24 protein-coding genes are annotated in these 25048 nt (G+C 66.0%); 12 read left to right on the forward strand and 12 right to left on the reverse strand.

All coding sequences use genetic code 11. The features are described from left to right. The first annotated feature begins 75 nt into the window (after positions 1–75). The gene (locus tag AC5RVY_RS15570; protein WP_493955602.1) at positions 76–900 is read left to right on the forward strand and encodes an SDR family NAD(P)-dependent oxidoreductase; all 825 of its coding nucleotides are present in this window, start codon (positions 76–78) and stop codon (positions 898–900) included. A 17-nt stretch (positions 901–917) separates the two neighbouring features. Here AC5RVY_RS15570 and AC5RVY_RS15575 read toward each other — a convergent pair whose 3' ends face one another. Beyond that, the gene (locus AC5RVY_RS15575) at positions 918–2327 is read right to left on the reverse strand and encodes an aminotransferase-like domain-containing protein (protein WP_493955603.1); all 1410 of its coding nucleotides are present in this window, start codon (positions 2325–2327) and stop codon (positions 918–920) included. Here AC5RVY_RS15575 and AC5RVY_RS15580 point away from each other — a divergent pair. The 4 genes from AC5RVY_RS15580 to AC5RVY_RS15595 all read left to right on the forward strand — a co-directional run bounded on the left by AC5RVY_RS15580 (position 2326) and on the right by AC5RVY_RS15595 (position 6508). Beyond that, positions 2326–3261 carry a DMT family transporter gene (locus tag AC5RVY_RS15580; RefSeq protein ID WP_493955604.1) on the forward strand — a complete coding sequence of 312 codons (936 nt, stop codon included), beginning with the start codon at positions 2326–2328 and terminating at the stop codon, positions 3259–3261. The genes AC5RVY_RS15575 and AC5RVY_RS15580 overlap by 2 nt on opposite strands. Before the next feature lie 20 nt (positions 3262–3281). Then, a complete protein-coding gene (locus AC5RVY_RS15585; RefSeq protein WP_493955605.1) occupies positions 3282–3902 on the forward strand; it encodes an FMN-binding negative transcriptional regulator in 621 nt (206 codons plus the stop codon). 251 nt (positions 3903–4153) lie between these two features. After that, positions 4154–5587, forward strand: coding sequence for an amino acid permease (locus AC5RVY_RS15590; protein ID WP_493955606.1), 1434 nt, complete (start codon positions 4154–4156; stop codon positions 5585–5587). Positions 5588–5743: 156 nt separating this feature from the next. Further along, positions 5744–6508 carry an IclR family transcriptional regulator gene (locus AC5RVY_RS15595; RefSeq protein WP_493955607.1) on the forward strand — a complete coding sequence of 255 codons (765 nt, stop codon included), beginning with the start codon at positions 5744–5746 and terminating at the stop codon, positions 6506–6508. A gap of 5 nt (positions 6509–6513) precedes the next feature. On the opposite strand, the gene AC5RVY_RS15600 is transcribed toward AC5RVY_RS15595, so the two are convergent. Genes AC5RVY_RS15600 through AC5RVY_RS15610 form a run of 3 tightly spaced genes read right to left on the reverse strand, consistent with a single transcriptional unit; the run spans position 6514 to position 8576 of the window. Further along, positions 6514–7281, reverse strand: a complete 768-nt coding sequence (locus AC5RVY_RS15600) for an IclR family transcriptional regulator (RefSeq protein ID WP_493955608.1) — start codon at positions 7279–7281, stop codon at positions 6514–6516. A gap of 54 nt (positions 7282–7335) precedes the next feature. Then, positions 7336–8085 (reverse strand): cyclase family protein, encoded by a 750-nt coding sequence (locus AC5RVY_RS15605; protein WP_493955609.1) that lies wholly within the window; start codon positions 8083–8085, stop codon positions 7336–7338. After that, positions 8082–8576, reverse strand: coding sequence for a hypothetical protein (locus AC5RVY_RS15610; protein ID WP_493955610.1), 495 nt, complete (start codon positions 8574–8576; stop codon positions 8082–8084). Before AC5RVY_RS15610 ends, AC5RVY_RS15605 begins: the two co-directional genes overlap by 4 nt. A gap of 55 nt (positions 8577–8631) precedes the next feature. On the opposite strand from AC5RVY_RS15610, the gene mmuM reads away from it, so the two are divergent. Further along, a complete protein-coding gene (mmuM, locus tag AC5RVY_RS15615; RefSeq protein ID WP_493955611.1) occupies positions 8632–9624 on the forward strand; it encodes a homocysteine S-methyltransferase in 993 nt (330 codons plus the stop codon). On the opposite strand, the gene AC5RVY_RS15620 is transcribed toward mmuM, so the two are convergent. After that, complete coding sequence (locus AC5RVY_RS15620; RefSeq protein WP_493955612.1) at positions 9596–10147, reverse strand: dihydrofolate reductase family protein; 552 nt, start codon at positions 10145–10147, stop codon at positions 9596–9598. The genes mmuM and AC5RVY_RS15620 overlap by 29 nt on opposite strands. A 236-nt stretch (positions 10148–10383) precedes the next feature. Here AC5RVY_RS15620 and AC5RVY_RS15625 point away from each other — a divergent pair, with 236 nt between their 5' ends. Then, entirely contained in the window at positions 10384–10791 is a 408-nt protein-coding gene (locus tag AC5RVY_RS15625) for a hypothetical protein (protein ID WP_493955613.1), read from the forward strand. Positions 10792–10802: 11 nt separating this feature from the next. Here the strand turns inward: AC5RVY_RS15625 and AC5RVY_RS15630 are convergent, their stop codons facing one another. Next, positions 10803–12956, reverse strand: coding sequence for a putative bifunctional diguanylate cyclase/phosphodiesterase (locus AC5RVY_RS15630; protein WP_493955614.1), 2154 nt, complete (start codon positions 12954–12956; stop codon positions 10803–10805). 186 nt (positions 12957–13142) lie between these two features. Next, positions 13143–13412, reverse strand: a complete 270-nt coding sequence (locus AC5RVY_RS15635; protein WP_493955615.1) for a GlsB/YeaQ/YmgE family stress response membrane protein — start codon at positions 13410–13412, stop codon at positions 13143–13145. Between the two features lie 240 nt (positions 13413–13652). On the opposite strand from AC5RVY_RS15635, the gene AC5RVY_RS15640 reads away from it, so the two are divergent. Next, positions 13653–14519, forward strand: a complete 867-nt coding sequence (locus AC5RVY_RS15640) for an HAD hydrolase family protein (protein WP_493955616.1) — start codon at positions 13653–13655, stop codon at positions 14517–14519. Between the two features lie 51 nt (positions 14520–14570). Here AC5RVY_RS15640 and AC5RVY_RS15645 read toward each other — a convergent pair whose 3' ends face one another. Next, positions 14571–15944 (reverse strand): UDP-glucose dehydrogenase family protein, encoded by a 1374-nt coding sequence (locus AC5RVY_RS15645; protein WP_493955617.1) that lies wholly within the window; start codon positions 15942–15944, stop codon positions 14571–14573. Beyond that, positions 15941–17110 carry a glycosyltransferase family 4 protein gene (locus AC5RVY_RS15650; protein ID WP_493955618.1) on the reverse strand — a complete coding sequence of 390 codons (1170 nt, stop codon included), beginning with the start codon at positions 17108–17110 and terminating at the stop codon, positions 15941–15943. The genes AC5RVY_RS15645 and AC5RVY_RS15650 overlap by 4 nt, the downstream gene beginning before the upstream one ends. Before the next feature lie 365 nt (positions 17111–17475). On the opposite strand from AC5RVY_RS15650, the gene AC5RVY_RS15655 reads away from it, so the two are divergent. Continuing rightward, positions 17476–18336 (forward strand): YsnF/AvaK domain-containing protein, encoded by an 861-nt coding sequence (locus tag AC5RVY_RS15655; RefSeq protein WP_493955619.1) that lies wholly within the window; start codon positions 17476–17478, stop codon positions 18334–18336. Positions 18337–18617: 281 nt separating this feature from the next. On the opposite strand, the gene AC5RVY_RS15660 is transcribed toward AC5RVY_RS15655, so the two are convergent. Then, entirely contained in the window at positions 18618–19079 is a 462-nt protein-coding gene (locus AC5RVY_RS15660) for a DUF4383 domain-containing protein (protein WP_493955620.1), read from the reverse strand. 151 nt (positions 19080–19230) lie between these two features. On the opposite strand from AC5RVY_RS15660, the gene AC5RVY_RS15665 reads away from it, so the two are divergent. Further along, entirely contained in the window at positions 19231–20544 is a 1314-nt protein-coding gene (locus AC5RVY_RS15665) for a cell division protein PerM (protein ID WP_493955621.1), read from the forward strand. A 24-nt stretch (positions 20545–20568) separates the two neighbouring features. Here the strand turns inward: AC5RVY_RS15665 and AC5RVY_RS15670 are convergent, their stop codons facing one another. After that, entirely contained in the window at positions 20569–21000 is a 432-nt protein-coding gene (locus AC5RVY_RS15670; RefSeq protein ID WP_493955622.1) for a hypothetical protein, read from the reverse strand. A 39-nt stretch (positions 21001–21039) separates the two neighbouring features. Between AC5RVY_RS15670 and purN the strand changes: the two genes are divergently transcribed. Continuing rightward, positions 21040–21627, forward strand: coding sequence for a phosphoribosylglycinamide formyltransferase (purN, locus tag AC5RVY_RS15675; RefSeq protein WP_493955623.1), 588 nt, complete (start codon positions 21040–21042; stop codon positions 21625–21627). 177 nt (positions 21628–21804) lie between these two features. On the opposite strand, the gene AC5RVY_RS15680 is transcribed toward purN, so the two are convergent. Continuing rightward, entirely contained in the window at positions 21805–23157 is a 1353-nt protein-coding gene (locus AC5RVY_RS15680; protein WP_493955624.1) for an MFS transporter, read from the reverse strand. A gap of 141 nt (positions 23158–23298) precedes the next feature. Here AC5RVY_RS15680 and purH point away from each other — a divergent pair, with 141 nt between their 5' ends. Beyond that, on the forward strand, positions 23299–24999 hold the full coding sequence (gene purH, locus AC5RVY_RS15685; RefSeq protein ID WP_493955625.1) for a bifunctional phosphoribosylaminoimidazolecarboxamide formyltransferase/IMP cyclohydrolase: 1701 nt from the start codon (positions 23299–23301) through the stop codon (positions 24997–24999). The last annotated feature ends 49 nt before the right edge of the window (positions 25000–25048 follow it).

Below are 25048 nucleotides of genomic sequence, written 5' to 3' on the forward strand. Positions count from 1 at the left end.
CGCCCGCCGTCGTTATGCCAAAGGCACCGCGCTCCCATCGGACGCCTGAACCTTCTTTCGACCAAAGGACACCCCTTGACTCCTCGCACCATCGTGATCACCGGCGCCAGCGACGGCATTGGGGCAGCAGCCGCCCGCACCCTGGCGAAGGCAGGGGAGCAGGTGGTCGTCGTCGGACGTTCGGAAGAGAAGACCCGCGCCATTGCCAAGGAATTGAACGCCGACTACTTCGTCAGCGATTTTGCCGACCTGGCGCAGGTGCGCACCCTCGCCGCGCAGCTGAAGTCCGACTACCCGCGCATCGATGTCCTGGCCAACAACGCCGGCGGCATCATGGGCAAGCGCACCCTCACTGTGGACGGCAACGAGTCCACCTTCCAGATCAACCACCTGGCGCCGTTCCTGCTCACCACCTTGCTGATGGAAACGCTGACGGCGAGTAACGCCAAGGTGATCAACACGGCCAGCGCCGCCAACGGCTTCGGCAGGCTCGACCTGTCCGACCTCACCGCCGAGCGCAGCTACTCCACCAACCGCGCCTACGGCACCGGCAAGCTTGCGAACATCCTGTTCACCTCCGAGCTGGACCGCAGCTATGCCGGCCAGGGCATTACGACGGCGGCATTCCACCCGGGCGTGGTCCGCACCAACTTCGCGGCGGCGTCCACCAGCCCGTTCCGGCATGCTTACACCACGCTGCTGAACCGCTTTATGCTGACCCCGGACCAAGGCGCCGACACCTTGCTGTGGCTCATCAACGGCACGGCCGGCAAGGACTGGATCTCCGGCGCCTACTACGCCAAACGCGCCCTGGCCAAGGCCAACCCCCAGGCCTACGATGCCGAACTGGCCCGGGGGTTGTGGGAGAAGAGCGAAGAGCTGGTTCGGCTCGCTTCCTAGCCCCTTCCCGAACTTACTCAGCCGTTCCTGGCGAGGGCCTCACCGATGATGCGCGCCCCCTCGGGATAGGCGCCCGGGTTCGGGCCTGAGTAGTTGAGCCGCACGTACGGGGCGGCGGGCTCGGCGGGGAACCACTCCGTGCCGGCAGCAATCATCACCCCGGCATCCTCGCAATCCCGCGCAAGGCGCGGCAGGTTGGTTCCCTCCGGCATGCGCAGCCAGAGGTTCAGGCCGCCTTTGGGCAGCAGGTCGATGTGGGCTTGCGGGACGTGCTCCCGGACGCTGGTGACCAGCAAGTCCCGCCGCGACTGCAACTGCTGGCGGAGGTTCCGCAGGTGCGTCTGCCACCCCGGCTGGGTCACCACATCCAGGGCCGCCGCCTGCAGCAGTCCGCTCACGTACATGGACTCCGCTGCACGCTGGGCGAGGATCCGTTCGCGGGCCGGGCCCCTGGCAATGACCGCGGCAATGCGGACGGCGGTGGAAACACTCTTGGTCAGGGACCGGATGTAGATAACGTGGCCGGAGTCGTCCCGCGTGGCAAGCGGAAGCGGGTCCGAGGTGATGCCGAAGTCGTGCGCCCAGTCGTCCTCGACAACGAACGCGCCGTGCCGGCGGACCACGTCCAGGACTTCATCGCCCCGCCCCGGCGCCCATTGCCCTCCGGTCGGGTTGGCGTAGTTGGGCTGAGCATAGAAAGCCCTCGCTCCGGTCTCTGCAAAGGCGCGGTCCAGTTCCACCGGGTCCGGGCCGTCCGGGCCGGTGGGCACCGGAACCACCCGTACACCCGTCTGCGCCGCCGCAAGGATGGCGCCCCAGTAGGTTGGGGACTCCATCAGCAGCGGCTGGCCGCTGCCCACCAGCGCACGGAAAATGGAACTGAGGCCGCTTTGGCTTCCGGGCAGCACGATCACGTTGCCCGCCGTCGGGGGAGAGATTCCGGCGGGCGTGGCCGAACCCAACTCCTGCGCGAACCACTGCTGCAGTTCCGGCATGCCGGCTGCCGGCGGACGGGACAGGGCGGCATCACCGCGCGCGGCGCGGGCCAGGGCCGCACGGACCAGCCGCTCCGGCAGCAGCTCCCGGTCCGGGTAGCCGGAGTGGAACTGAATGACGCTGTTGGGGACGTCCCGCATGGTCCCGGAAGCAGAGGGAAGGGCCGACGGCGGTGCCCCCAGGGCTGCCGTCTGCCAGCCGTAGTCGGCGGGCCGTGCAGTCCGGACGGCCCGCACGAACGTCCCGACGCCGGGCCTGCTTTCAACCAGCCCCTGGGCGGTCAGGACCTGCAGCGCCTTCTGCACCGTCACCGGGCTTGCCTGGTATTCAGCCACGAGGGAACGGGTGGAAGGGAGCCGGGCGCCGGGGGCAGCAGCTGCTATCCACTGCTTCAAAGCCAAAACGATGCGCGAACTGCTATCGTTGTTCATGAAAGACAATAGTAGCGCTACTGTGCTGAAACGCCCGCCGATATCCGCCCGCCGCTTGGCGGGAGTCTGGTGGGGACTCCTGGGAGTGGCGGCGTTCTCCTTCACTGTTCCATTCACCCGGGTTGCCGTCGCCGGCCTCTCACCGCTGTTTATTGGCTCTGGCCGCGCAGTGATCGCCGGCGTCCTCGCTGCCGCAGCCCTCCTGCTCACCCGGCAGCGGCTCCCCTCCGCCCGGGCCTGGGCACGGCTGTCACTTGTGGCCGGAGGCGTCGTCGTCGGCTTTCCGCTACTCACGTCCTTTGCCCTCACCGCCGTTCCAGCAGGGCATGGTGTCGTGGTCATCGCGCTCCTGCCGGCCGCCACAGCCTCGGCCGCCGTACTGCGCACCCGGGAACGTCCGCCGGCCGTCTTCTGGGTGGTCATGGTGCTCGGCTCCCTGGCGGCCATCACCTTTGCCGTCCTGCAGTCCGGCGGATTCGGCCACCTCCACTGGGCGGACCTCCTGCTGCTGGGCGCTGTGGCCTGTGCCGCGGTGGGGTACGCGGAGGGCGGGCTGCTGGCGCGGGAACTGGGACCGTGGCAGACCATCGCCTGGGCGCTCGTCCTCGCATTGCCGCTGATGCTGGCTCTCGCCGTTCTCTCCATCGCGGTCCAGCCGCCGTCCGCCACGCCGGTGCAGTGGGCTGCCTTCGCCTACCTCGCCGTAGTCAGCATGTTCCTGGGATTTTTCGCATGGTACCGGGGGCTTGCCATCGGTCCCATCGCACAGGTCAGCCAGATCCAGCTGGTCCAGCCTGTCCTCAGCATCTGCTGGGCTGCGCTCCTGCTCGGTGAGGAGCTGACCTGGACCACCATCGTCGGCGGCTTGGCGGTCATTGCCTGCGCGGGCGCCGCTGTCCGGGTGCGGCTCCGCACTCCCGCCCCAACCTCCTGACCCTCCCGAAAGGACCTGCCATGTACATCCCCGCCCACTTTGCCGCCGATCCCGACGCCGTCCACCGCCTCCTTGCCCGGCCTGCCGCAGCCAACCTGGTCACCATGACGGAGCAAGGCCTGCTCGCTACACTGCTGCCGTTCGTCTTCGACCCGTCCGTGGGGGAGCGCGGCGCACTGTACGCCCACGCCGCACGCAACAACCCGCAGTTCTCTGCCGCCACAACCGGTGAGGCGCTCGCCATTATCCAGGGCCCGGACGCCTACATCTCGCCCTCCTGGTACCCCTCCAAAGCCGAGCACGGCCGGGTGGTGCCTACCTGGAACTACTCCACCGCCCACGTGTACGGCCGGCTTGTGGTCCATGACGACGCCGACTGGCTGGCCCGGCACGTCCGCCAGTTGACGGACGTCCACGAGGCAGCGCGGGAACATCCGTGGTCCGTGGACGACGCACCTCCGAAGTTCATTGCCGGCCAGCTGCGCGCCATCGTGGGCGTTGAGCTGGTCATCAGCCGCATCGAAGCCAAGGAGAAGCTCAGCCAGAACCGGTCCGCCGCGGACGCCGAAGGTGTGGCCAGGGGGCTAAGGTACAGCGGCAATGAGACCGGCGCCGCAGCAGTCGAACGGGCGCGCAACTAGCCAGCCACAGTAGGGCGGACCACGGGCGGACGCCCGCCTTCCTTCGAGGCGGAAGCACCGCCGTCGTAACTTCTCGCGGGCGTCACTGAAAGTAATAAGAGTGCAACATAAGCATCACATTATGTTTTTGATGACCGAAAATTCGGGGCGCATGCTACTTTCAGCACTGTCGACGTGCAATTCTTCGTTTCCGTGACCGGGTCAGGGGGACTGCGCGCCCCATCTCATCGACCGACCCATTGGAGACGCCCGTGGAACCCTCAACCCCGCTCACGCTGGACAGCCAGCCAGCAACGCCGCTGCTGCCGGAATCCGGACTCCGCCGGTCCATGTGCCCGCGGCACCTGGTGATGATCGCGATGGGCGGCGTCATCGGCTCGGGCCTGTTCCTCAGCTCGGGCTACACCATCTCCCAGGCCGGCCCGCTCGGGGCGGTGATCGCGTACCTGGTGGGCGCCTTCGTGGTGTACCTGGTAATGGCCTGCCTGGGCGAGTTGGCCATCGCGTACCCGGTATCGGGGGCATTCCACATCTATGCTGCGCGCTCCATCGGGCCCGCCACAGGCTTCGCCACCGCCTGGTTGTACTGGCTGTGCTGGGCTGTGGCTATCGGCTCGGAGTTCACCGCCTCCGGCCTGCTGATGCAGCGGTGGTTCCCGGAGGTGGAGGTCTGGGTCTGGTGCCTGGTCTTCGCCGCGGTGCTCTTTGGCTTCAACGCCGTCTCAGCCAGGTTTTTCGGCGAGACTGAGTTCTGGTTCGCGATTGTGAAGGTGGCCGCGATCATCGGCCTGATTGTCCTGGGCGGCGCTGCCCTGCTCGGTTTCCACCCGCTGAGCAGCGGTGGCAGCCACCCCTTCATGTTCGAGAATTTCGCCACCGAAGCAGGCCTGTTCCCCAACGGCTTCACCGGCGTGCTGGTTACCGTACTTGCCGTCTTCTATGCCTTCTCCGGCTCGGAGCTCATCGGAGTCGCGGCCGGCGAAACCAGGGACCCCGCCACCAGCATCCCCAGGGCCATGCGCACCACCGTGGTCCGCCTGCTCATTTTCTTCGTCGGGGCCATCGCAGTCATCGCGGCCACCATCCCCTACACCGAAGTGGGCCTGGACGAGAGCCCGTTCGTGACGGTCTTCTCCGCCATCGGCCTCCCCTTCGCCGCAGACATCATGAACTTCGTGATCATCACGGCACTCCTTTCTGCGGGCAACAGTGGCCTGTTCTCCTGCGCCCGCATGCTTTACTCCCTGGCCGACGAGGGCCATGCGCCGCAGGCCCTGAAAAAGCTGACGCGGCGCGGCATCCCCCTGACCGCGCTCTCGGTGAGCATGGTGGGCGGGCTTGCATCACTGATCAGCAGCGTGGTGGCCCCGGAAACGGTGTACCTGGTCCTGGTCTCGGTGGCGGGCTTCGCGGTGGTGGGCGTGTGGATGTCCATCACCGCCTCGCACTTTTTCCACCGCCGCGCCTTCGTGCGCAACGGCGGCGACGTGACAGCCCTCGCGTACAGGGCACCCCTGTTCCCGCTGGTGCCCATCCTGGCGTTTTCGCTGTGCGTCATTTCCCTGATCGGCATTGCGCTCGACCCCGCCCAGGCCGCCGCGCTGTACTTCGGCATCCCGTTTGTGGCCGGCTGCTACCTCTGGTTCCATTTCCGGCACGGACGCAAGGCCCTGCCCGCACACTAAGCGGGGACGGACGACGGCGGCTGTCGGCAAGGTTCGCAGGGCACCTCCCGGGACGGTCGCCGTCGTTCTTTCCACCGATGGCTCCTGCCCCACTTAGGGAGGGGGCAGGCCGTGGAAGAATAGGGCGAGGTTTCCGGCGGGGAGGGGCAAAGAAGCGTGGATTCGTCCGCTGAGGCGTCGTCGATGGCGCAGGGGCTCCGCATTGTGCGGCTGGTGGCCGACCGGGAGAAGCGGGGCCGCCAACTGCTGGGCGTGTCGCAGCTTGCCGCCGAGCTGGGCATGGAACAAAGCCGCGTTTCCCGTCTCGCGCAGGAACTGTGCGACCTCGGGCTGCTGGAGCGCCTGGATCGCGGGCCCTTCCGGACCGGGCAGCGGTTCTTCAGCCTCGCCGCCTCGCTGAACACCGGCTGGGTGCGGGACGCGAAGGCCGAGTTGGAGTCGCTGGTGGCATCGCTCGGGCTTCGGGCGCGGCTTTCCGTGCGGGACGGCTACCGCGTGATCCTGGTCCGGACGTCGAGCAACGACGCGCTTCCCGGCAGTTTCGTCAAGCCGGGGATGGTGACCCCGGTCTGGTGCACCGGCGCCGGCCGGGCGCTGCTGTGGGATCACGACCGGCAAGCCGTGGACGCCCTGCTCGCGGACGTGAACTACATCGGCATTGGCGGTCCAGGTGCTGCCCACTCCACGGGCGAAGTGTGGGACCTCATGGTGCGGGACCGCGCTGCCGGCTACATCGCCGCTGCTGAGGAATTCGAGCACGATGTGGTGGAACTGGCGGTGCCGGTCAGGGACGTCAGCGGTGCCATCCTTGCTTCGCTCAGCGTGCTGGGAAGCCGCGCCGGGATCCGGTCGGGCTCCGATGCTGCCGCGGCCGCTCTACTCCGCGCGGCGGAACGGCTCGGGTCCGTCCGGGCGGGCTAGTACAGCTAGTCCTGCGGCCGGTAGCCCAGCTTCGACTCAAGCCACCTGCCCTGTTCCACCAGCGCAGCAGCACAGGCTTCCCGCCGCGGCTCCATCCGCGCCTTGATACCCACAATCTGCAATGCCGCCACTACGTCACCCTTGAAGTCCCGTACCGGGACGGCCAGGGAGTAGAGCCCGGGTTCGGCCTCTTCATCCACAATGGAGTAGCCCCGCGCCCGGGCCGCATCGCGCCGGGCGAGGAAGTCGTTCACGCCGGCGGGCGTGTTGGGGCCGTGGCGGACAAAGGGGACGTCCGCGAAGACTGTCCGCACTTCTGCTTCGGAGGCCTCCCACAGGACCGCCTGCCCGGCGTCACTGCAGTAGGCGGGGTAGGGCCGGCCCAGCCAGGAGCCGACGAGGTTGCTGCTGGCAGGCACGCTTTCGCCGATGGTCACCGTGCTGTCACCCTGGAGGACGCCGAGGAAGCAGGCTTCGTCGGTTTCCTGCGCCAGCGTGTCCAGGGCAGTGGCGCCGTCACCCTGGAGCCGGCGTTCCGTCAGCAGTTGGGCGTCCGTCAGGAGGCGCCAGTCCAAGCTGTAGGTGCGTTGGCCGGTGCGGGTGAGGAAGCCTTCCTGCTCCGCGCCGCGCAGGTTGCGGGACACCTGGCTGCGGTCCTTGCCCAGGTCCGAGGCGATGGCCGCGACTGTTCCGCCGGGATGTCCCTCTGCGTGCCTGGAGCCCACTGCAAACACGGCCATGATTCCGCGGCCCATGCTGGAGGTTTTTGACATGGAGTTGAGTCTAGTGGAGCGTCCTTCCCCGCGGCTTCGGGGCCGCAGTGGGGTTCAGCAGATGGCAAACACCCGTGCTGGGAAGCCGCTTCCGCCCAAGGGTTTGGGCCAGCTTGCCACGACGGCGGCCCCCGCTTCCGGCAGTCCGTCCAGGTTGGCCAGCAGTTCGATCTGCCAGCGGTCCTGCTCGAGGATGTAGGTTTCCAGGCTGAAGTCCTGCCGGGATGTGGCCAGGCCAGGGTCTGTGTCCGTCTGCTCGTGGCCGATTGCCGCGATCCGCCGCTCGTTGACAAGGAAGGCCAGCACGTTGAGGGACCAGCCCGGGGTGTGGCTGACCCCGTCACAGTCCCGGTTGGCCATGGCCGCGGCATCCGGCCAGCGGTTGCTCCAGCCGGTGCGCAGGGCAACGAAGGCGCCCGCGGGAATGGCGCCGTTCCGGCTTTCCCAGTCCTGCACGTCCTGCAGTGTTGGGGTGGCGTCCGGGTTTGCCGCTACCCGGGAGGTGATATCCAGGACCACCAGGGGAAGGACCATCTCCGACACCGGAAGCTGGTCCAGCGTCCTGCCGCCGCGAATGAAGTGGGAGGGCGGGTCCACGTGGGTTCCCCATTGGCCCACGATGGTGTACCGGTGCGCGGTGAACCCGTCACCCTTGTCCAGGTCGAAGAGTGCTGCCCGCTCCTCGTCGGGGAAGGCGGCAAAGTGTGGCTGGCCCGGGTGGAAGGCGTGCGTCAGGTCGACGAACTGCCGGCCGGCGAGCACTGACTGCAGGCCTTCCCACACGGAAGTGGCAGTATCCGTCATGATGCGGCTGCTCCTTCGGTTGCCGGTGCCAGCGCGCTGCTGGAGACGCTGATGGGTCCGGTCAGTTCGATAACCGGCACCTCCCACGGATGGATGTCCACGATCAGGCGCAGGAAGCGCTCCACGGCGGCATCCCCCAGCGAGGCATCAAAGTAGGTGGTGAAAACGAAAGTGGGGGACAGGGTCTGCTCGCCCACCCGGCCCAGCGTGGGATGGGCCCCCTCGGCCGTGGTGAACCCTTCAAAGCCAAGCCCTGACTCGAACACGTGCTTGTAGTTGCCGAAGTCGCCCAGTTCACGGAACTGCGCCAGCGCCTGCAGGAGTGCTGCGATGCCCGGATCGTCCCGGAAAGCCGCCGCTTCACCCTTGGCGAGTTGCCCGAAAGTGGTGCCGCTGATGGGCCAGTGCACGCGCAGCTTGCGTACCGGGTGCAGTTGAACGTCCAATAACCTGTCCTCTTTCCTCCCGCCGGGCTGACGGTTGCCTGCCATCGTGACAGAAAGAAATAATCATTACAAGCATAAGTAAATGCGTATTATGACTACTATGTCTTCGAAAGTGTCCCTGTCCTCAGTACTGGAATCCGGGGAAGACCTCGCCGCCGACGGCGCCCTGGCCACCGAACTTGAGGCTCGTGGCTGCGATCTCGCAGACCCCCTGTGGTCGGCCAAAGTTCTGCTTGAACAGCCCCGGCTGATCAAGGACGTCCACCAGGACTACTTTTCCGCCGGTGCCAGGATTGCCACCACAGCCAGCTACCAGGCCACGCCGCAGGGCTTTGCCCGCCGGGGGATCGGCGAACGGGAGGCACTGGAGCTGGTGGCGTTGTCTGTCCAGCTCGCAGCTGAGGCCCGCCGCGAGCATCTGGGCAGTGTTCCCGGCGACGGACCCCTGTTGATCGCTGGATCGGTGGGCCCTTACGGCGCGTATCTGGCGGATGGCTCGGAGTACCGCGGGGACTACGTCCTGACCGCCAGGGAATTCCGGGACTTCCACCGGCCCCGCATGGCAGCGCTCGTGGAGGCGGGCGTCGATTTCCTTGCCTGTGAGACCCTCCCGTCCTTTGCCGAGGCCGAGGCGCTGCTGGCACTCACGCAGGAATACGACGTCGAATCCTGGTTCTCCTTCAGCCTCCGGGATGGTGCGCACATCAGTGATGGCACCCCGCTGACGGCCGTCGCGAAGCTTTTTGCCGCGCAGCCGCGGGTGGCTGCGATCGGTGTGAACTGTGTCCCGCTGCCGCTGGTGACCCCCGCCCTCACTGAGCTGCGCCAAGCCACCGACAAACCGCTGGTCGCGTATCCGAACTCCGGGGAAACCTACGATCCGGTGACCAAAACTTGGGGCCCCGCCACACCGGACGGAAGCGCTGGCCACCCTGCGCAGTTCGGCAATCCCGGCCAGCCCCGCAGCCTGGCCGAAGGAACCGGATCCTGGCGGGACCTCGGCGCCAGGATTATCGGCGGCTGCTGCCGGACGACACCCGGCGACATTGCCGCCGTCGCACGGGCTACCCGCCCAGGCGCCCGTAAACGCTGACCACGTTGCCCTTGCTGGTCCGGTACTGGTCCTGGAGGGCGAGCCTGGTGGTGGGATCTCCGTCCTCAAACAGGCGGCGGCCTGTGCCGGCGATGACCGGGTGGGTCATCAGCGTCAGCGAATCCAGCAGCCCGGCGAACAGCAGCTGCCGGGTCACCGAGATGCTGCCGCACACTGCGATCTCGCCGCCGTCGCGCTCCCGCAGCTTGCCCACGAACTCTTCCAGCGGGGCGTCCATAATGCGCGAGTTCTGCCATTCCAGCGGTTCCGTCAGGGACCGGGAAGCCACATACTTTTCCACGGGATTGATGAAGGCGGCGAAGTCCTGGTCCGCTGAGGCGTTGGGCCAATATTCGGCCCATTCCTGGTAGCTGACCCGGCCCAGCACCACGGTGTCCACCGTGTCCATCATTTTGGTCAGGCCCACACCGAGTTCGTCATCGAAGCTGTCGAACTGGAACTTGAAGGGCTCGGACACCACGCCGTCAACGGAGTGGAACAGGCCGGCAGTGACTTTTCGCATGTAAAGACCTCCAGGGTGGCGCCAGTGTTTCGGGCTAAGCCGGCAGCTGTGCCGGTCATGACCACCGTATTAGCTGGCACCCGCAGCAGGGAAGAGGCGGACAACCGGCCAACCCGGGTCCCGACGGGCGTTAGCTTCATCACCACCGCCTGCGTGTTGCCGGGATTCGCGCTGCGGCAGCCCCATACTGGTTTTGAGCGGCTGTTGCCGTGCCCCGGCCAGGCAGGAGGAAGTGCATGGAAAACCTGAAAAAAATCGTGTCCAACCAGTATTTCCCGGCCGCCACGGTGCTCACCGCAGTGGTCCTCTTTTGGGTCACCGGTCTTTTGGGCGGCCTGTCCCTGCTGAACAACAACCAGCCTCCGCTGACCACCCTGACCTGGATGCTCTTCGTCTACCTGGCGGCCGTACTCACCCCGCTGGCCGGCATCGTGGCCGCCGTGGACCTGATCCGCCGCTGGAAGCGCAACCGCGCTGCGGAAGCGGCAGACACTTTTGCGGCAGCCGCTGTGGCGGAAGCGTCTGAGGTCGAGCCGGCCGCTACCTCCGGAGCAATGGCAGACCGACCCGCCGAACCTGCCCGCTCCAAAAATCTCCAGCCGCAGAAGGACCCGAAACAGACGGGACGCGACAAGGCCGCGTAGGGCATTTCCCTTTACCGCCCCTTGAGCGCGCTGAGCGCTTCTTCCGCATGATGCAGGGCGTACTCGAGCCGCTCGCCCGGTTCGGGCAACGAGAACAGATACCCCTGCAACGAGTCGCAGTCCAAGGCCGTGAGGTAGTCCGCCTGGGCCACTGTCTCCACGCCCTCCGCCGTAACCGTCAAGCCGAGGCTGTGGGCCATATTGATCATTGAACTGAGGATGGGCAGGCGCTCGGCGCCGGTGCGCACCATGGACACAAACGTTTTGTCGATCTTGACAGTGTCTACCGGCAGGTCCTGCAGCCGGCCCAGGGATGAATAGCCGGTGCCAAAATCGTCCAAAGCAACCCGGGCACCGGCGTCCCGCAAGATGCTGAGCTGTTTGATCAGGCTGCAATCGGCGTCGAAAAATACTGACTCCGTCACTTCCAGCATCAGCTGGTAGGGAGCCACGCCGCTGGCCTCAGCCAGGCGCAGGACTTCGTCCGCGAAATCCCTGTCCTGCAGCTGCGCGCCGGAGACGTTCAGCGCGAGTGACCGGGACGGGTCCTCGCTGAGCCAAGAGGCCAGCTGCAGCATCCCGAGGGCCATCACTTCGGCGCCGATTTCGTTGATCAGTCCCGTCCGTTCAGCCAGCGGGATAAAGACCGACGGCGGCACGCGCTCGCCGTCCCTGTCCCACCGTGCCAGAGCCTCGAACTTCACCACCTGGCCCATCCGGTGCGACACGATGGGCTGGAAGTCCACCGAGATCTGGCCCCGGGACACGGCCAGCTGCAGCCCGCTCTCCATGTCTGTACGCCGCACCAGGGCTGCCATCATGTCGTGGTGGAACCGGAGGAAGCGGTTCTTTCCTGCCGCCTTGGCCGCATACATGGCGATATCCGCCTGCCGCAGCAGCTCAGAGGGGCCAACGTTGTCCTGTCCCAGGGACGCAAGCCCCAGGCTGAGGCTGGGCCGCAGCACCGTTCCGCTGATGGTGACGGGAACGTGCAGGCAGCGGACAATGCAGGCGGCAATGGCATCGGCATCCGGGCAGGCGGTCAGCAGCACCACGAATTCGTCCCCGCCCAGCCTGGCCACCACGTCAGCGGTGGGGACACAGCCACGGAGCCTGCGCGCCACCTCAATCAGCATGTCGTCGCCGGCCTGGTGCCCCAATATGTCGTTGACTTCCTTGAAATCATCCAGGTCCAGCAGGAGGACATCCACTGCCTTCAGCCGCGGCTCTTTCAGGGCGTCCGCCAGTCCATCGTTGAAGACCGCCCTGTTGGCAAGCCCCGTCAGCGGATCCTGGAAAGCCATCGCGCGCAGCTTCTCTGTTTGCGCCGCCAGATCAAGCATCGCCTGCTGGGCCTGTTCCTGCGCCTTGCGCCGCGGGGTGACATCCCGGAAGCTCCACACCCTGCCCACAATCCGGTCGCCCACCCGCTGGGGCCGGGAATAGCGCTCGAATGTGCGGCCGTCCTTGAAATCCAGGACGTCGTGGCTCTCCGCTGCGGGGTTGTCCTCCAGTTCGTTGATTCGGCCCATAAATGCCACGGGGTCGGCCACTTGGGAAACGACGAGCCGCATGATCGGTTCTTCGCCATTGCCCTTGAGGAGCTCTGCGGGGATGCGCCACATGGCCAGGAACTGTTCATTGAACCCAGCAACGTGGCCCTGGTTGCTCATCACCAGGATGCCGTCCGCCGTGGATTCCAGGGTGGCCGTCACCAGGGACATTGCCTCGCGCAGGTCCTCCTCCGCGGCGGCCCGGTGCGACGTACCCCGCACCGAGAGCAACAGCCGGGGCGCTCCACCGTGTGTCCGCTGGCCGTCCGGGTCCTCGCCGGGGAGCAGTGCCGCTGCCACCTCCGCCGAAAACACCGTCCCGCTGCTGTTCACGCAGGATACCGCCCGCGGCGGCAGCTGTTTCTCCGGGTCGGCGAGCAGTTGCTGGAAAATCCGGTCCACTTCGCCCTGGAAGCCCTCAGCAAACAGCGAATGGTGGTTCCGCCCGGCCAACTCACTCCGGCTGAAGCCGAAAAGCCGCTGCGCAGCGGCGTTGGCCACGGTGATGCTGCCGTCGGGGACCACGGCGAGGAGGGCATCGGGACTGGCGTCCAGGACCGCACCGAGCGCAGGCTCTGCCAAACCCTTGCTGTGGCCTTGAGAATCGGCCATTGCACCACCCCCTCGCACATCATAAAGTCCCCGCTCCGAAAATACAGGGGCCGGGGGAGCCTTTTTTCCAAACGCCTCACAAATCCTGCCGAATGTGGTCAGCGGCTTTTGGGTGGTCCCATCAGTGCATAAAAAAGCGCCGCCCTCCTTGTGGGGAGAACGGCGCTTGGCGTTTACGAAATGCGGCTATACGCGGCGGCCGCTCCGGTTGGTAACTGCGCCGTAAATCAGCAGTACAATAATCGATCCGAGAATGGCAAGCAGCCAAGTGCGAATATCGAAGAATTCAGCCAGTCCGCCGCCGAATATCAGCGAGCCGATCCAGCCGCCCAGGATAGCGCCGACGACGCCGAGGACCATGGTGATTACCCAGCCCCCGCCCTGACGTCCCGGCAGGATGGCCTTGGCAATAGCACCAGCGATCAGGCCCAAAATGAGAAATCCGAGAATACCCATGTTGTCACTCCTTAATCAGTAAGTTGTGCCGTGCCCCCATGTCCGGTTCCCTAATTCAATCAGTGTGCTTACTGTACTTCAAGACCTTGAATATCACGGGATGACTGTCAGTTTGGCCGGCCGGAACCACGGGCTGCACGCAGTTGCGGGCGCGGGCGCCATAAGCAGCATTTTTCGGGCCCGGGAAAAGTCGCTTCGCATAGAGTTGATTGTCCCGGCCAACAACCAAGGAGCTCCGGCATGTCCAGCCAGCACACCATCCGGCCACGTGCCATCTTCCTCGACATCGACGGCACCTACGCGGACCACGGAGTAGTACCGGACGCCCACGTGGAAGCCGTGCGGACAGCCCGGCGGCTTGGCCACCTCGTCTTCGTGTGCACCGGCCGCCCGCTGTCCATGGTGCCGGAACACATCCTCGATGCAGGTTTCGACGGCATCATCACGGGCGCCGGAGCCCGCGTGGAGCTTAACGGCGAAGTCCTCAAAGACAGCCGTTTTGAACCGGACCTTGCGGCCCTCATCGTGGAGACTCTTGACGCGAACAGCGCCGCCTACATCCTGGAAGCACCAGGCGCACTGTACGGCCGGACCGGTGTGGACCAGCGCCTGAGGCAGGTACTCGGTCCCATTTTCGAGGGCCGTCCCGGACATGACGGGGTGTTGAGCACCGACGTGGATCCCCTTGAGGACATCCTGGGTCCGATGCAGTACGGCGATGACCTCCGCCATGTCTCCTTCGCCAAGATTTCCTGCTTTGATTCCCCTGTGCCGCTGACTGAACTCATGACCGGCTTCGGCCCGGAGGTGGGGCTTATCCCCAGTTCGCTGTCAGCGTTGGGTGACCGCGCCGGGGAGATCTACATGGCAGGGACCCACAAGGCGGTGGGCATCCAGGTGCTGGAGGAGCGCCTGGGCCTGAACCGGGAGGACATCATTGCCATCGGCGACAGCGCAAACGACATCGAAATGCTGGAGTACGCCGCGGTCGGCATCGGTGTGGAGGGCGGCCATCCGGCGGTGCTGGCTGTCGCTGACCGCCTCACAGCTGGACCCGCCGGAAACGGAGTGGCGCTGGCATTTGCCGAGCTGGGCCTGTTGAACTGACTCCTTCGGCAGATGGCCGCCGGCCATTGACTCCGTCTACGTCAACTCCAGTTATGCCAGCTGACCGGCTACCGCAGGCACCGGTCCGGCTGAGGTCCCGAGGCCGCGTACCACCCAGCCTTCGGCTTGCCAGGCCGTGGCATCCAGCGCGTTGCGCGCGTCAAGCAGCACCCGGCGTCGTACCAGCGCACCTGCAACGGCAGGCGAAAGCCGGCGGTACTCCTCCCATTCGGTGAGGAGCAGGACCACCTCCGCGCCCTCGAGCGCCCGCAGGGTGGTGGGCTCGAACCGGAGCCTGGAGTAGCGCCGCCAGGCATGGTTCACGGCTTTGGGGTCGGTCACCGTCACGTGGGCCCCGGCAGCAGCGAGGCGGTCCGCAACGTCCAGGGCAGGGGAGTCCCGGATGTCATCCGTGTCCGGCTTGAAGGATGCGCCAAGCACCGTGATGGAGCGCCCGGCCAGGCTGCCGCCGCAGAGTTCCGCGGCCAGGGTGACCGTCCGGGCGCGCTGGCCAAGGTTGACGTCATCCACCAGCTGCATCCATTCCTCCACAGCAGTAACCCTGAGGCCGGCCGCCTGGGCCCGGAAGCTGCGGATGTCCTTGGGCAGGCAGCCGCCGCCGAAACCCAGCCCGGGGTGCAGGTATCGCGCGCCGATCCGCGGATCCATTCCCATCGCCTCAGCCAGTTCTGCCACGTCCGCGCCGGCGGCGTCGCAGAGCTCGGACATGGCATTGATGAAACTCACCTTGGTGGCGAGGTAGGCGTTCGCCGCCGACTTGATCAGTTCGGCGGTGGCGAAATTGCACACGAAGCGGGGAATGCGCGCTGCCAGCAGCGGCTCATAGACGGCGTCCAAGGCGGCGGTCACACCAGTTGGCGCGCCAGTCAGCACATTGAACGCTGCTGCCCGGCCGCCGTCCACTCCGTAAACCAGCCGGTCCGGCACCAGTGAGTCCTTCACCGCTGTGCCTTGCCGGAGGAATTCGGGGTTCCAGCCCAGCAGGACATCCGGGCGTGTCCGCAACACCCCACGGAGCATGTCCACCGTCCCCACGGGTACGGTCGATTTCCCGACGACGACGGCGCCCGCGGCAAGGTTCGGCAGCAGCGCCTCCGCTGCGGCGGTCAGAAAGGTGAGGTCAGCGGCGTCGGACGTCTTGTGCTGGGGCGTTCCCACGCACAGGAAGTGCACCTGTGCGCCCATGGCATGGGCCGCCTCCGTTGAGAAAGTCAACCGTCCCGTGGCCAGGCCGTCCTGCAGGAGTTCGTCCAGGCCGGGCTCGTGGAAGGGGGCATGGCCGCGGGAAAGCTGGTCCACTTTGGCGGGGTCGACGTCGATTCCCACCACTGTGTGCCCCATAGACGCCAACGTCGCGGCGTGTACTGCGCCGAGATAGCCGCAGCCAATGACGGAGATCTTCACTGTGTTGCTCCTTCGGTGTTGATTGACCCCGTGCCTGCATTGAGGGGAACCGGCGTGCCGGCAACGACCTCTTCGTAATGCCGGACCAGCTGTTGGCAGAGGGCGGGCCAGGTCCTGTCCTGCACGGATGCGTGTGCTGCTGCAGCGAAGGCGCGGCGCTTGGCGTCGTCGCCCATCAGGTCCAGTACCCGGGTGCGCATCCCGGACAGGTCTCCGGGTTCGTAGAGCCAGCCGGTCCGGGAGTTCTCCACCAGGTCCAGGGGGCCTCCGCGGCCCGTGGCCACCACCGGCACACCCGATGCCATGGCCTCCTGGATGGTCTGGCAGAAGGTTTCGAACTCGCCCGGATGGACAAAAAGATCAAAGGAGGCCATCGCACCGGCCAAGGCCTCGCCGCCCAGGAACCCCGTGAAGGCCGCCCCCGGCAAGGCCTCCTCCAAGGCAGCCCGCTGCGGTCCGTCGCCCACGACCACCAGCTTGGTGCCGGGCAGCCCGGCCAGGGCGGCCAAGTCCTCCACCTGCTTCTCCACGGCTAGCCGGCCCACGTAGCCAATGATTCTCTCACCGTGGCGGGCCACCGTGGCCCGCCACCCGTCGTCGCGCTTTTCCGGCGAAAAGCGTGCCGTGTCCACACCCCTGCGCCACATCCGGACCCGGGGAATGCCGCGGCCGCGCAACTGGTTCAGCGCGAACGTGGACGGCACCAGGGTGCGGGTGGCGAGGAGGTGGATGTTTTCCACCCGGCTCCAGGCCCAGTTCTCCAGGAACGGGACGCCGTACCGGGCCGCGTAGCTGGGAACTTCGGTCTGGTAAATCGCCACTGTGGGGATGCCCAGCTGCCGGGCAGCCTGGACAGCGCGCCAGCCGAGGACGAACGGCGAGGCCAGATGGACCACATCCGGTGCATACTCGGCAAGGATTCGCTTGACCCGGTACACACCGCCCATCGCCACCCTGACGTTCGTGTAACCGGCCATCGGCACAGCCGGCAGTCGGTGGATCCCGGCACCCTTCACGCAGTCCGGGGCGTCCGTATCCTGCGTGGAGGGGGCGATCACCAGGACGTCGTCGCCCCGCTCCTGCAAGTGGTCCAGCACCCGCAGGATGGAGTGCGTAACACCGTTCATCAGGGGCAGGAACGATTCAGCAATAATTGCGATCCTCACCCCTCCACCGTGGGCGGGCGGCGTTGCCGGGCGGGGGACCGGACGTGACGCCGCGGGAAAGGTTAGGGAAACTTCAGGGCGTCGCCGGCGCAGCTGGAACGGGGGGCTCCGGTCCGTCGGGACCGCGAGGTAGGCTTGAACTTTTTTCAGGGCAAAGCTGCCTGTCAGACCGGGGTCAAGGCATTCGGCACGAAGAAAATTAGTAAGTAGACTTCCCTTTTGATGCTAAGCCTGCTTACTGTATACGGGCAGCTAGCGCGAAGCCTTCAGCAGAGGGGGCGGAGGCCGCACTCCGGGGGACCCTCCGGTACCGGGATATCCAAAGCTAGCTAGACCCAGCGCAACGACACATCCAAGGAGACGTCATGCTCAACAGGGAAAACCTTGAAAGCCTGCTCAACAAGGGCGGGAACGTCCTCGGTTCCGACGGCGAGAAGATCGGTTCGATGGGACAGCTCTACGCGGACGACGATACCGGGGAGCCCACCTGGGTTACGGTCAAGACCGGCCTCTTCGGCACCTCCCAGTCTTTCGTTCCGGTAGAAGGGGCACACACGCAGGGAGACGACTTGGTGGTTCCCTTTACCAAGGACCACGTCAAGGATGCCCCCCGCGTAGATGTGGACGGACACCTCACCCCTGAGGAAGAAGACCAGCTGTACACCTACTACGAGCGCGGCGCCCGGACCTACTCCGACACCCGCAACGACGTGGACTTCCAAGGCGATGCCGACCTAAACGCCGGCACGCCGAACGCGGGCACAGACGGCTACGCAGCCGGCACGGCAGGCGGCACCTCGGACCGCGGCGCCGTTGGCCACGACACCTCCGGCCCCACCACGGACGACGCCATGACCCGCTCGGAGGAGCGGCTTCACGTCGGCACCGAGCGCGAGGCCGCCGGCCGGGCCAGGCTCCGGAAGTACGTCACCACGGAAAACGTCACCAAGACCGTTCCGGTGCAGCGCGAAGAGGTCCGCCTCGAGCGCGAGCCCATCACTGATGCCAACCGCGGTGCTGCCCTTGACGGCCCGGACATCAGCGAGGAAGAGCATGAGGTGATCCTGCACGAGGAACGCCCGGTGATTGAGAAGGAAACCGTTCCGGTGGAGCGTGTCCGCCTGGACAAGGAAGTAGTCCAGGACGACGTCACGGTTAACGAGGAAGTCCGCAAGGAGCACATTGACGCCGACGGTGACGGCGTTGACGGCAATTCCCGCCGCTGATCCTTACCCCTGAGGTACTGCTGACGCGCCGCTGAACGGACCGGCGCGAAGGCAACACACAGCGAACGACGCCGGGAGTCCATTTGGGGGCTCCCGGCGTCGTTGTGCATGCGGAACTTTCTCTTGCCGCGACTGTACGCTTTTGCGGCGGTATAGCCGCGGAGTGCTGGTGCAGCCACGCCGGAAGCGGCAACTGCACCAGCCAGTAGGACGAATATCTTCAGAACTTAGTGTTCTTCTTTCATTCGCGGCTCCTGTTTTCCCGGGTTACGGATACCGGGCTATGTCCTGTCGGCCGCCACGTTCCTGGAGAACAGCCAGCCGGCAACAATCATGACGACACCCAGCGCCAGGTGGGTCCAGTTATCAGCCATGTTCAGCGACAGGAAATTCGCCGCCGAACCAACGCCGACAATGAGCCCGAAGATGGCCAGGACGACGTACAGCGCACCTGCTCCGAGAAGGAAATTACGGGCGCCGTGCTCGGTGCGGGACATTGCCAGGGCGGTTGCACCGATAGCCAGCTGCACCAGATTCAGCAGCATGGATACCTGGAACAAACCAAGGAACATGGCATGTGAAGCCGGTCCGAGGAACATCAGTTCGCTGTATTGGGTGGTGACGCCCGGGATAAAGCCCAGGACACCCACCAGCATCAAAACAATTCCCACTCCCATGCCCACGTTTTGGACGTCTGCCCGGCCAAAGTGAACGCCGTGTGCATGCGGGGATGCGGTAGTCATTTCCAACCTCCTGCCACTACTGTGGACAGTTAAATTTTACGGCTGGGCCTTGCGAAAAGCGCCGGTTCAACGGGGCATTGAGTCGGTGCTCACACGGGTTGTGCCTGTCGGTCACGGACCGGACGGGGCGGCCGTGACACCATGGAAAACGATGAAACTGCGCGCTGATCAGACCGGAGACCGTGGCCTTCCCATGCCCTTGTGGCTGCAGGGCGCCCTCGAGACGGCGCAGGCAGCCATCATCTCGGCACTGGTGGTGATCGCTCCGGTCCTGGCGGTTTGGGCCACTGCGGGTTTCCATGACAGCGCGGTCGACTTCCTGGCCCGCCTGGCCGGCCAATCCTGGCTGCTGGTCCATGGTGTGCCGCTGGAGCTCCATGCCGCGGGCTCCACTGCTGCAGCCAACTCCGGGTCCGGGCTGCTGACACTTATTCCGCTTGGCCTCACCCTGATCCCTTTCCTGCTGGCCTGGCGGGCCGGCCGGCGGCTGGCCCGGGCCTCATACACGGACCAACTGTGGCAGGCACTCCTCGGTTCCTGGCTGGTCTACGCGGCCTTCGGTGCGGCAACGGGCTTCATCTGCCGCACGCCCGACGTCGGCATCAACCCTTGGCATGCCATGTTCATCCCCCTCATTCCGTACGCACTGGGCATGGTGATCGGCGCACGCCGTGAGGCAGGCTCCTGGAGCCGGCTCATCGGCGTCGACGCCGTGGACTGGATTTCCCGCACCAGCCAGCATTCGCGCTGGGCCGGGTCCTACCTCGGCTCCGCCGCGAAAGCCGGTTTTGTGGCGGTGGTGTCAGCCCTGGCGCTGGCCGCGCTGCTGCTGGCCGTTGACCTGTTCATTCACTGGAACCTGGTAGTTGCCGTCTATGAAGCGCTCGACGCCGGCGCGGTAGGGGGCGTGGCCCTCACCATTGCCCAGCTGGGTTTCCTGCCCAATCTCGTGGTGTTTGCCCTGGCGTGGGCGTCCGGTTCCGGTTTTGCGATGGGCCTGGGGTCCCAGGTGGGTCCCCTGGGCACCGCCGTGGGTCCTCTTCCCTCCATCCCGGTGCTGGCGGCCATCCCGGCGGGCCCCCTGGATTACGCCTTCGTCGCCTTGATCGTCCCGGTCCTCGCGGGGGTCCTGGCGGGCTGGTGGTTCCTGCGCGAAGGTGAGAACCACTTCGACGAGTGGCTCTCCATCAAAATCCGCGCCCGCTGGTTCACCGCCACGGTTTCCACCCTGGTGCTTGGGCTGCTGTGCGGGCTGGCCGCCGGGCTGATGACGGCCGGGTTGGCGTGGCTTGCCCGCGGTTCGGCTGGAATCGGACGCCTCACCGCGATTGGCCCCGACCCGTTCTGGACGGGGGTCTGGGTGGCTGCTGAAGTTGCTGCCGGCGTCGTGGTGGGTTACGCGGCCGGGCCTTGGCTGGAACGTGAGCAGGCAGCCAAGGAAGAGGACGCGGAGCTGGTCCGGTAAGACCGGGCGTTCGCTTGGGGGTGTCTAGGGGAGCTGGGTGGGCAGCGAGCCCTGCAGCTGAACCCTGCAGGCCGACTGAGCCTGGTCGGTCAGAGCGCGGCCGACGCACTCCTGGTACTCACGCACCTCACTGAAGAACAGAGCCGTGACCAGGACCAGCAGCACCATGATCGCGGACACTACCAGGCCGGAAATGGTGCCGATGAGTACCAGCCGGGACTCCTTCAACCTAGCGGCCCGGACCAGCAGCACCACGCCGAGGGCCAGGCTGGCGGCCGTCAGGAGGGCCGATAGCCAGAGGTAGTTGATGTCAAGCTGGTACACGATGAACGCGCCGAGCACAGAAACCACAAAGATCCGAAACAGGGTATGGGTCTTGGCGAGCGAGGCCTTTGCTGCCTCGCTGAGCGGCGGTTTTGTGCGCTGCTGCCCAGCCGGTTGCGGTGTGGTGTTCATGTTTTCCAGCCTACGCGAGCCTGCCCATAAGCTAGAGCCATGCGCATCGTAGTCCTCGTTTCCGGAACCGGGTCCAACCTCCAGGCGGTCATTGACGCGGTTAAGGCAGGGGAACTCGACGTCGACATCGCCGCGGTAGGGGCAGACCGGCCGGGCACGTATGGGGTGGAGCGGTCCGCCGCTGCCGGCATCCCCACGTTTGTGGTGGACTTCAAGGCCTATGCTGACCGGGCACAGTGGAACGCCGCCCTCACGGAGGCCGTGGCGGCCTTCGAACCGGACGTGGTGGTTTCCTCAGGATTCATGCGGATCGTGAGCCCGGAGTTCATCGATGCTTTCAACGGCAAATACCTCAACACGCACCCCGCCCTGCTCCCGGCCTTCCCGGGCGCCCACGGGGTCCGGGATGCCATGGCATACGGCGTGAAGGTCACCGGCTGCACTGTTCACTGGGCGGACGCCGGCGTGGACACCGGGCCCATCATCGCCCAGGAAGCGGTGGTCATTGAGGAGTCCGACACAGAGGAAACCCTGCACGAGCGCATCAAGGTGGTGGAGCGCCGCCTCCTGGTGTCCACGCTGGCAGGCCTGGCCGCCGCCCAGCGGCGCGCGGCCGAGACGGTTTGAGCCTGCTACATCGGCCAGTGTGTCCTCACTTTTCGTAGTGGGCTGATCTTGGCCCCCTACCACAGCGTCATTGACGGGCACGTTCCTGTTCGAGGCGCAAACTCCCTGTCGCACCGGAAATGTGGTCTGCGCCAATGAATGTCCGCGTCGAATTTGAAGGAGCGTGTCGCTGGTCTCCTAGTCGAGGCGGCGCTGCTTGGTCTCAGGGGAGAAGAACGCCATCCACAGCACTGCGAGGAGCACCAGTCCGCCGGCCAGGGCAAAGGACGTGGCCAGGCCCAGCTCCGGCCAGAAGTAGTTCGCGAAGATGAGCGGGCCGAAGCCGGCGCCCAGCCGCGAAAACGTGGATGCCCAGCCGAAACCGGTGCCGCGCAGCTCGGTGGGGTAGAGCTCGGAAACGTAGGCGTACAGGACCGGGATGGCAACCTGCACCACGAATCCGAACACCAGAAGCCAGAACACGGCGGCCGTGGGGATGTCCACCACGATGGCCACGATGACCAAGGTCAGGGCGGACAGTGGACCGGTGATGGCCAGGATCCATTTGCGGCCCACCCGTTCCACGAGCAGGGCCGCCACGACAACGCCCAAAAGCCCGACGGCGGCCATGGACGCGGTGGTGACAAACGCCTTGTACTCGGCAAAACCGGCACCGATCAGGATCCGCGGCATCCACGTCAGTGACAGGTAGTAGACCAGCAGGATGGTGAAGAACAGGGACCAGGCCGCAGCCGTGATTTTCCAGTTGTACTGCCACACCAGGCGCAGCTGGTGCCAGGCGCTGCCGGCCGAGAGCCGGGGCACTTCCTTGGCATCGGGCAGGCTGTAGACCCGCGTCTCCGCGCCGGTGGCGGCCACCAGCCCGTCAATGACTTTCGCTGCTTCCTCCCGCCGGCCCTTCCGGATCAGGAACAGCGGGGACTCCGGCACGCTCCGGCGGACCCAGAACACCAGCAGTGCAGGCAGCACCATCACCAGCATGGTCAGCCGCCAGTCGCCGTAGAGGGCCACCAGCCCGGCGGAGACAAACCCGGCCAGGGCGGCGCCCACCGGCCACCAGCCATCCATCGCCGTAAGGACCTTGCCGCGCTGCTTCCGGGGCGTGAACTCGCCCACCAGGGCGTAGTCCACAGGGATGCAGCCGCCCAGGCCGAAGCCGGCCATAAAACGGAACACGCAGAACAGCATGAAGTCGGGGGAGAAGGCGCCCAGCACGGTGAACAGGGAGAAGATCAGCAGGGTGGCCGTGAAGGCCTTTTTACGTCCGATGGTGTCTGCAATGGTTCCCCATACAAAAGCACCCAGGGCCATGCCGATCAGGTTGGACGTTCCCACCCAGGCCACCTCGCCCGGGGTAAGCGCCCAGTGCACGGAAAGCAGCGGAATGAGGATGCCGTTCAGCGTCACGTCCCAGGCGTCGAACATGAAGCCGAGGCCACCGATCACGAAAATCCTGCCCTGGACTTTCCATCGCCATGGCAGTTCCTGGACCACCTGTTCGCCGCTCGGCACAGTGGTGTAAGTATTCATCGCAGCCTCCTGGGAAAACTCTAGCCGGGCCCACCGGTGTTCACACTCCAGCAGACACGCGGGGCAACCTGCGCTTCGCGATAAACTGGCCGTATCCCCACCAACCGCGGCACTGGTCCGCGATATAAGACGGAGACATTTGTGAGCTTCACGCAGCATGAGCGCGTATCCATTGACCGTGTTCCCATCCGCCGGGCCCTGATCTCGGTTTACGACAAGACCGGTCTGGAGGAGCTCGCCCAGGGCCTGCATGCAGCGGGCGTGAAGCTGGTATCCACCGGGTCCACGGCGAAGAAGATCGCGGCCGCGGGCATCCCGGTCCAGGAGGTCGAGGAAGTCACGGGGTCACCCGAAATGCTGGACGGCCGCGTGAAGACCCTGCACCCGCGCGTGCACGGGGGCATCCTCGCTGACCGCCGCGTGGCGGCGCACATGGACACGCTCACCAGCATGCAGATCGAGCCTTTCGACCTGGTGGTGGTGAACCTCTACCCGTTCGTGGAGACCGTGAAGTCCGGCGCTGCCCAGGATGACGTGGTGGAGCAGATCGACATCGGAGGGCCCGCCATGGTGCGCTCCGCAGCGAAGAACCACGCCGCCGTCGCCATCGTGGTGGACCCCTCCTTCTACGGCGAGGTAGTCACCGCTGCCGCCGAGGGCGGGTTCGACCTGAAGACCCGGCGCCGGCTGGCCGCCAAGGCGTTCGCCCACACGGCGTCCTATGACAACGCCGTGGCCACCTGGACGGCGAGCCAGTTCCTGGACGAAGACGGCGACGGCGTCATCGACTGGCCGGCCTACGCCGGCCTTTCCCTCGAACGTTCCGAAGTGCTGCGCTACGGCGAGAACCCGCACCAGCAGGCAGCCCTCTATGTTGACAAGGCTGCACCCGCGGGCATCGCGCAGGCAGACCAGCTGCACGGCAAGGCCATGAGCTACAACAACTTCGTCGACGCCGATGCAGCCCTCCGCGCTGCGTACGACTTCAGCGAGCCCGCTGTGGCCATCATCAAGCACGCCAATCCCTGCGGCGTCGCCGTGGGTGCCGCGGATGCCCCCGACCCCATTGCTGACGCCCACGCCAAGGCGCACGCCTGCGACCCCGTCTCCGCCTTTGGTGGCGTTATTGCCGCGAACCGCACCGTGACTGCGGGCATGGCCAACACCGTGAAGGACATTTTCACGGAGGTTGTTATTGCCCCGGGCTTCGAACCGGAAGCGGTGGAAATCCTCTCCAAGAAGAAGAACATCCGCCTGCTCGCCCTGCCGGATGGCTACGGCCGCTACCCCACGGAGATCCGCCAGGTTTCCGGTGGTGTCCTGGTCCAGGTCAGCGACAAGGTTGATGCCGACGGCGACAGCCCCGCCAACTGGACCCTTGCCGCCGGCGAAGCCGCCGACGACAAGACCCTTGCGGACCTGGCATTTGCCTGGACCGCCTGCCGCGCCGCCAAGTCCAACGCCATCCTCCTTGCCCAGGACGGCGCCGCCGTCGGCATCGGCATGGGCCAGGTCAACCGCCTGGATTCCTGCCGGCTGGCTGTGGAGCGGGCCAACACCCTCGGCGTGAATGTTGAGTCCGACGTCGAAGGCGCCGGCGGCGCCACCAACGTCGGAACGACAGGTACAGGTGCCAGCGCCGCACCCCAGCGTGCCCGCGGCGCAGTAGCAGCTTCCGACGCGTTCTTCCCGTTCGCGGACGGCCTGCAGATCCTGATCGACGCCGGCGTCCGCGCAGTGGTGCAGCCCGGCGGCTCGGTGCGGGATGAGGAAGTCATCGCGGCAGCCAACGCGGCCGGAATCACCATGTACTTCACGGGTGCCCGCCACTTCTTCCACTAGAAGTAGAACGAACGACGGCGCCTGTTCCCTCAAGGGGTACAGGCGCCGT

The organism is Arthrobacter sp. Ha26, assembly GCF_059091705.1.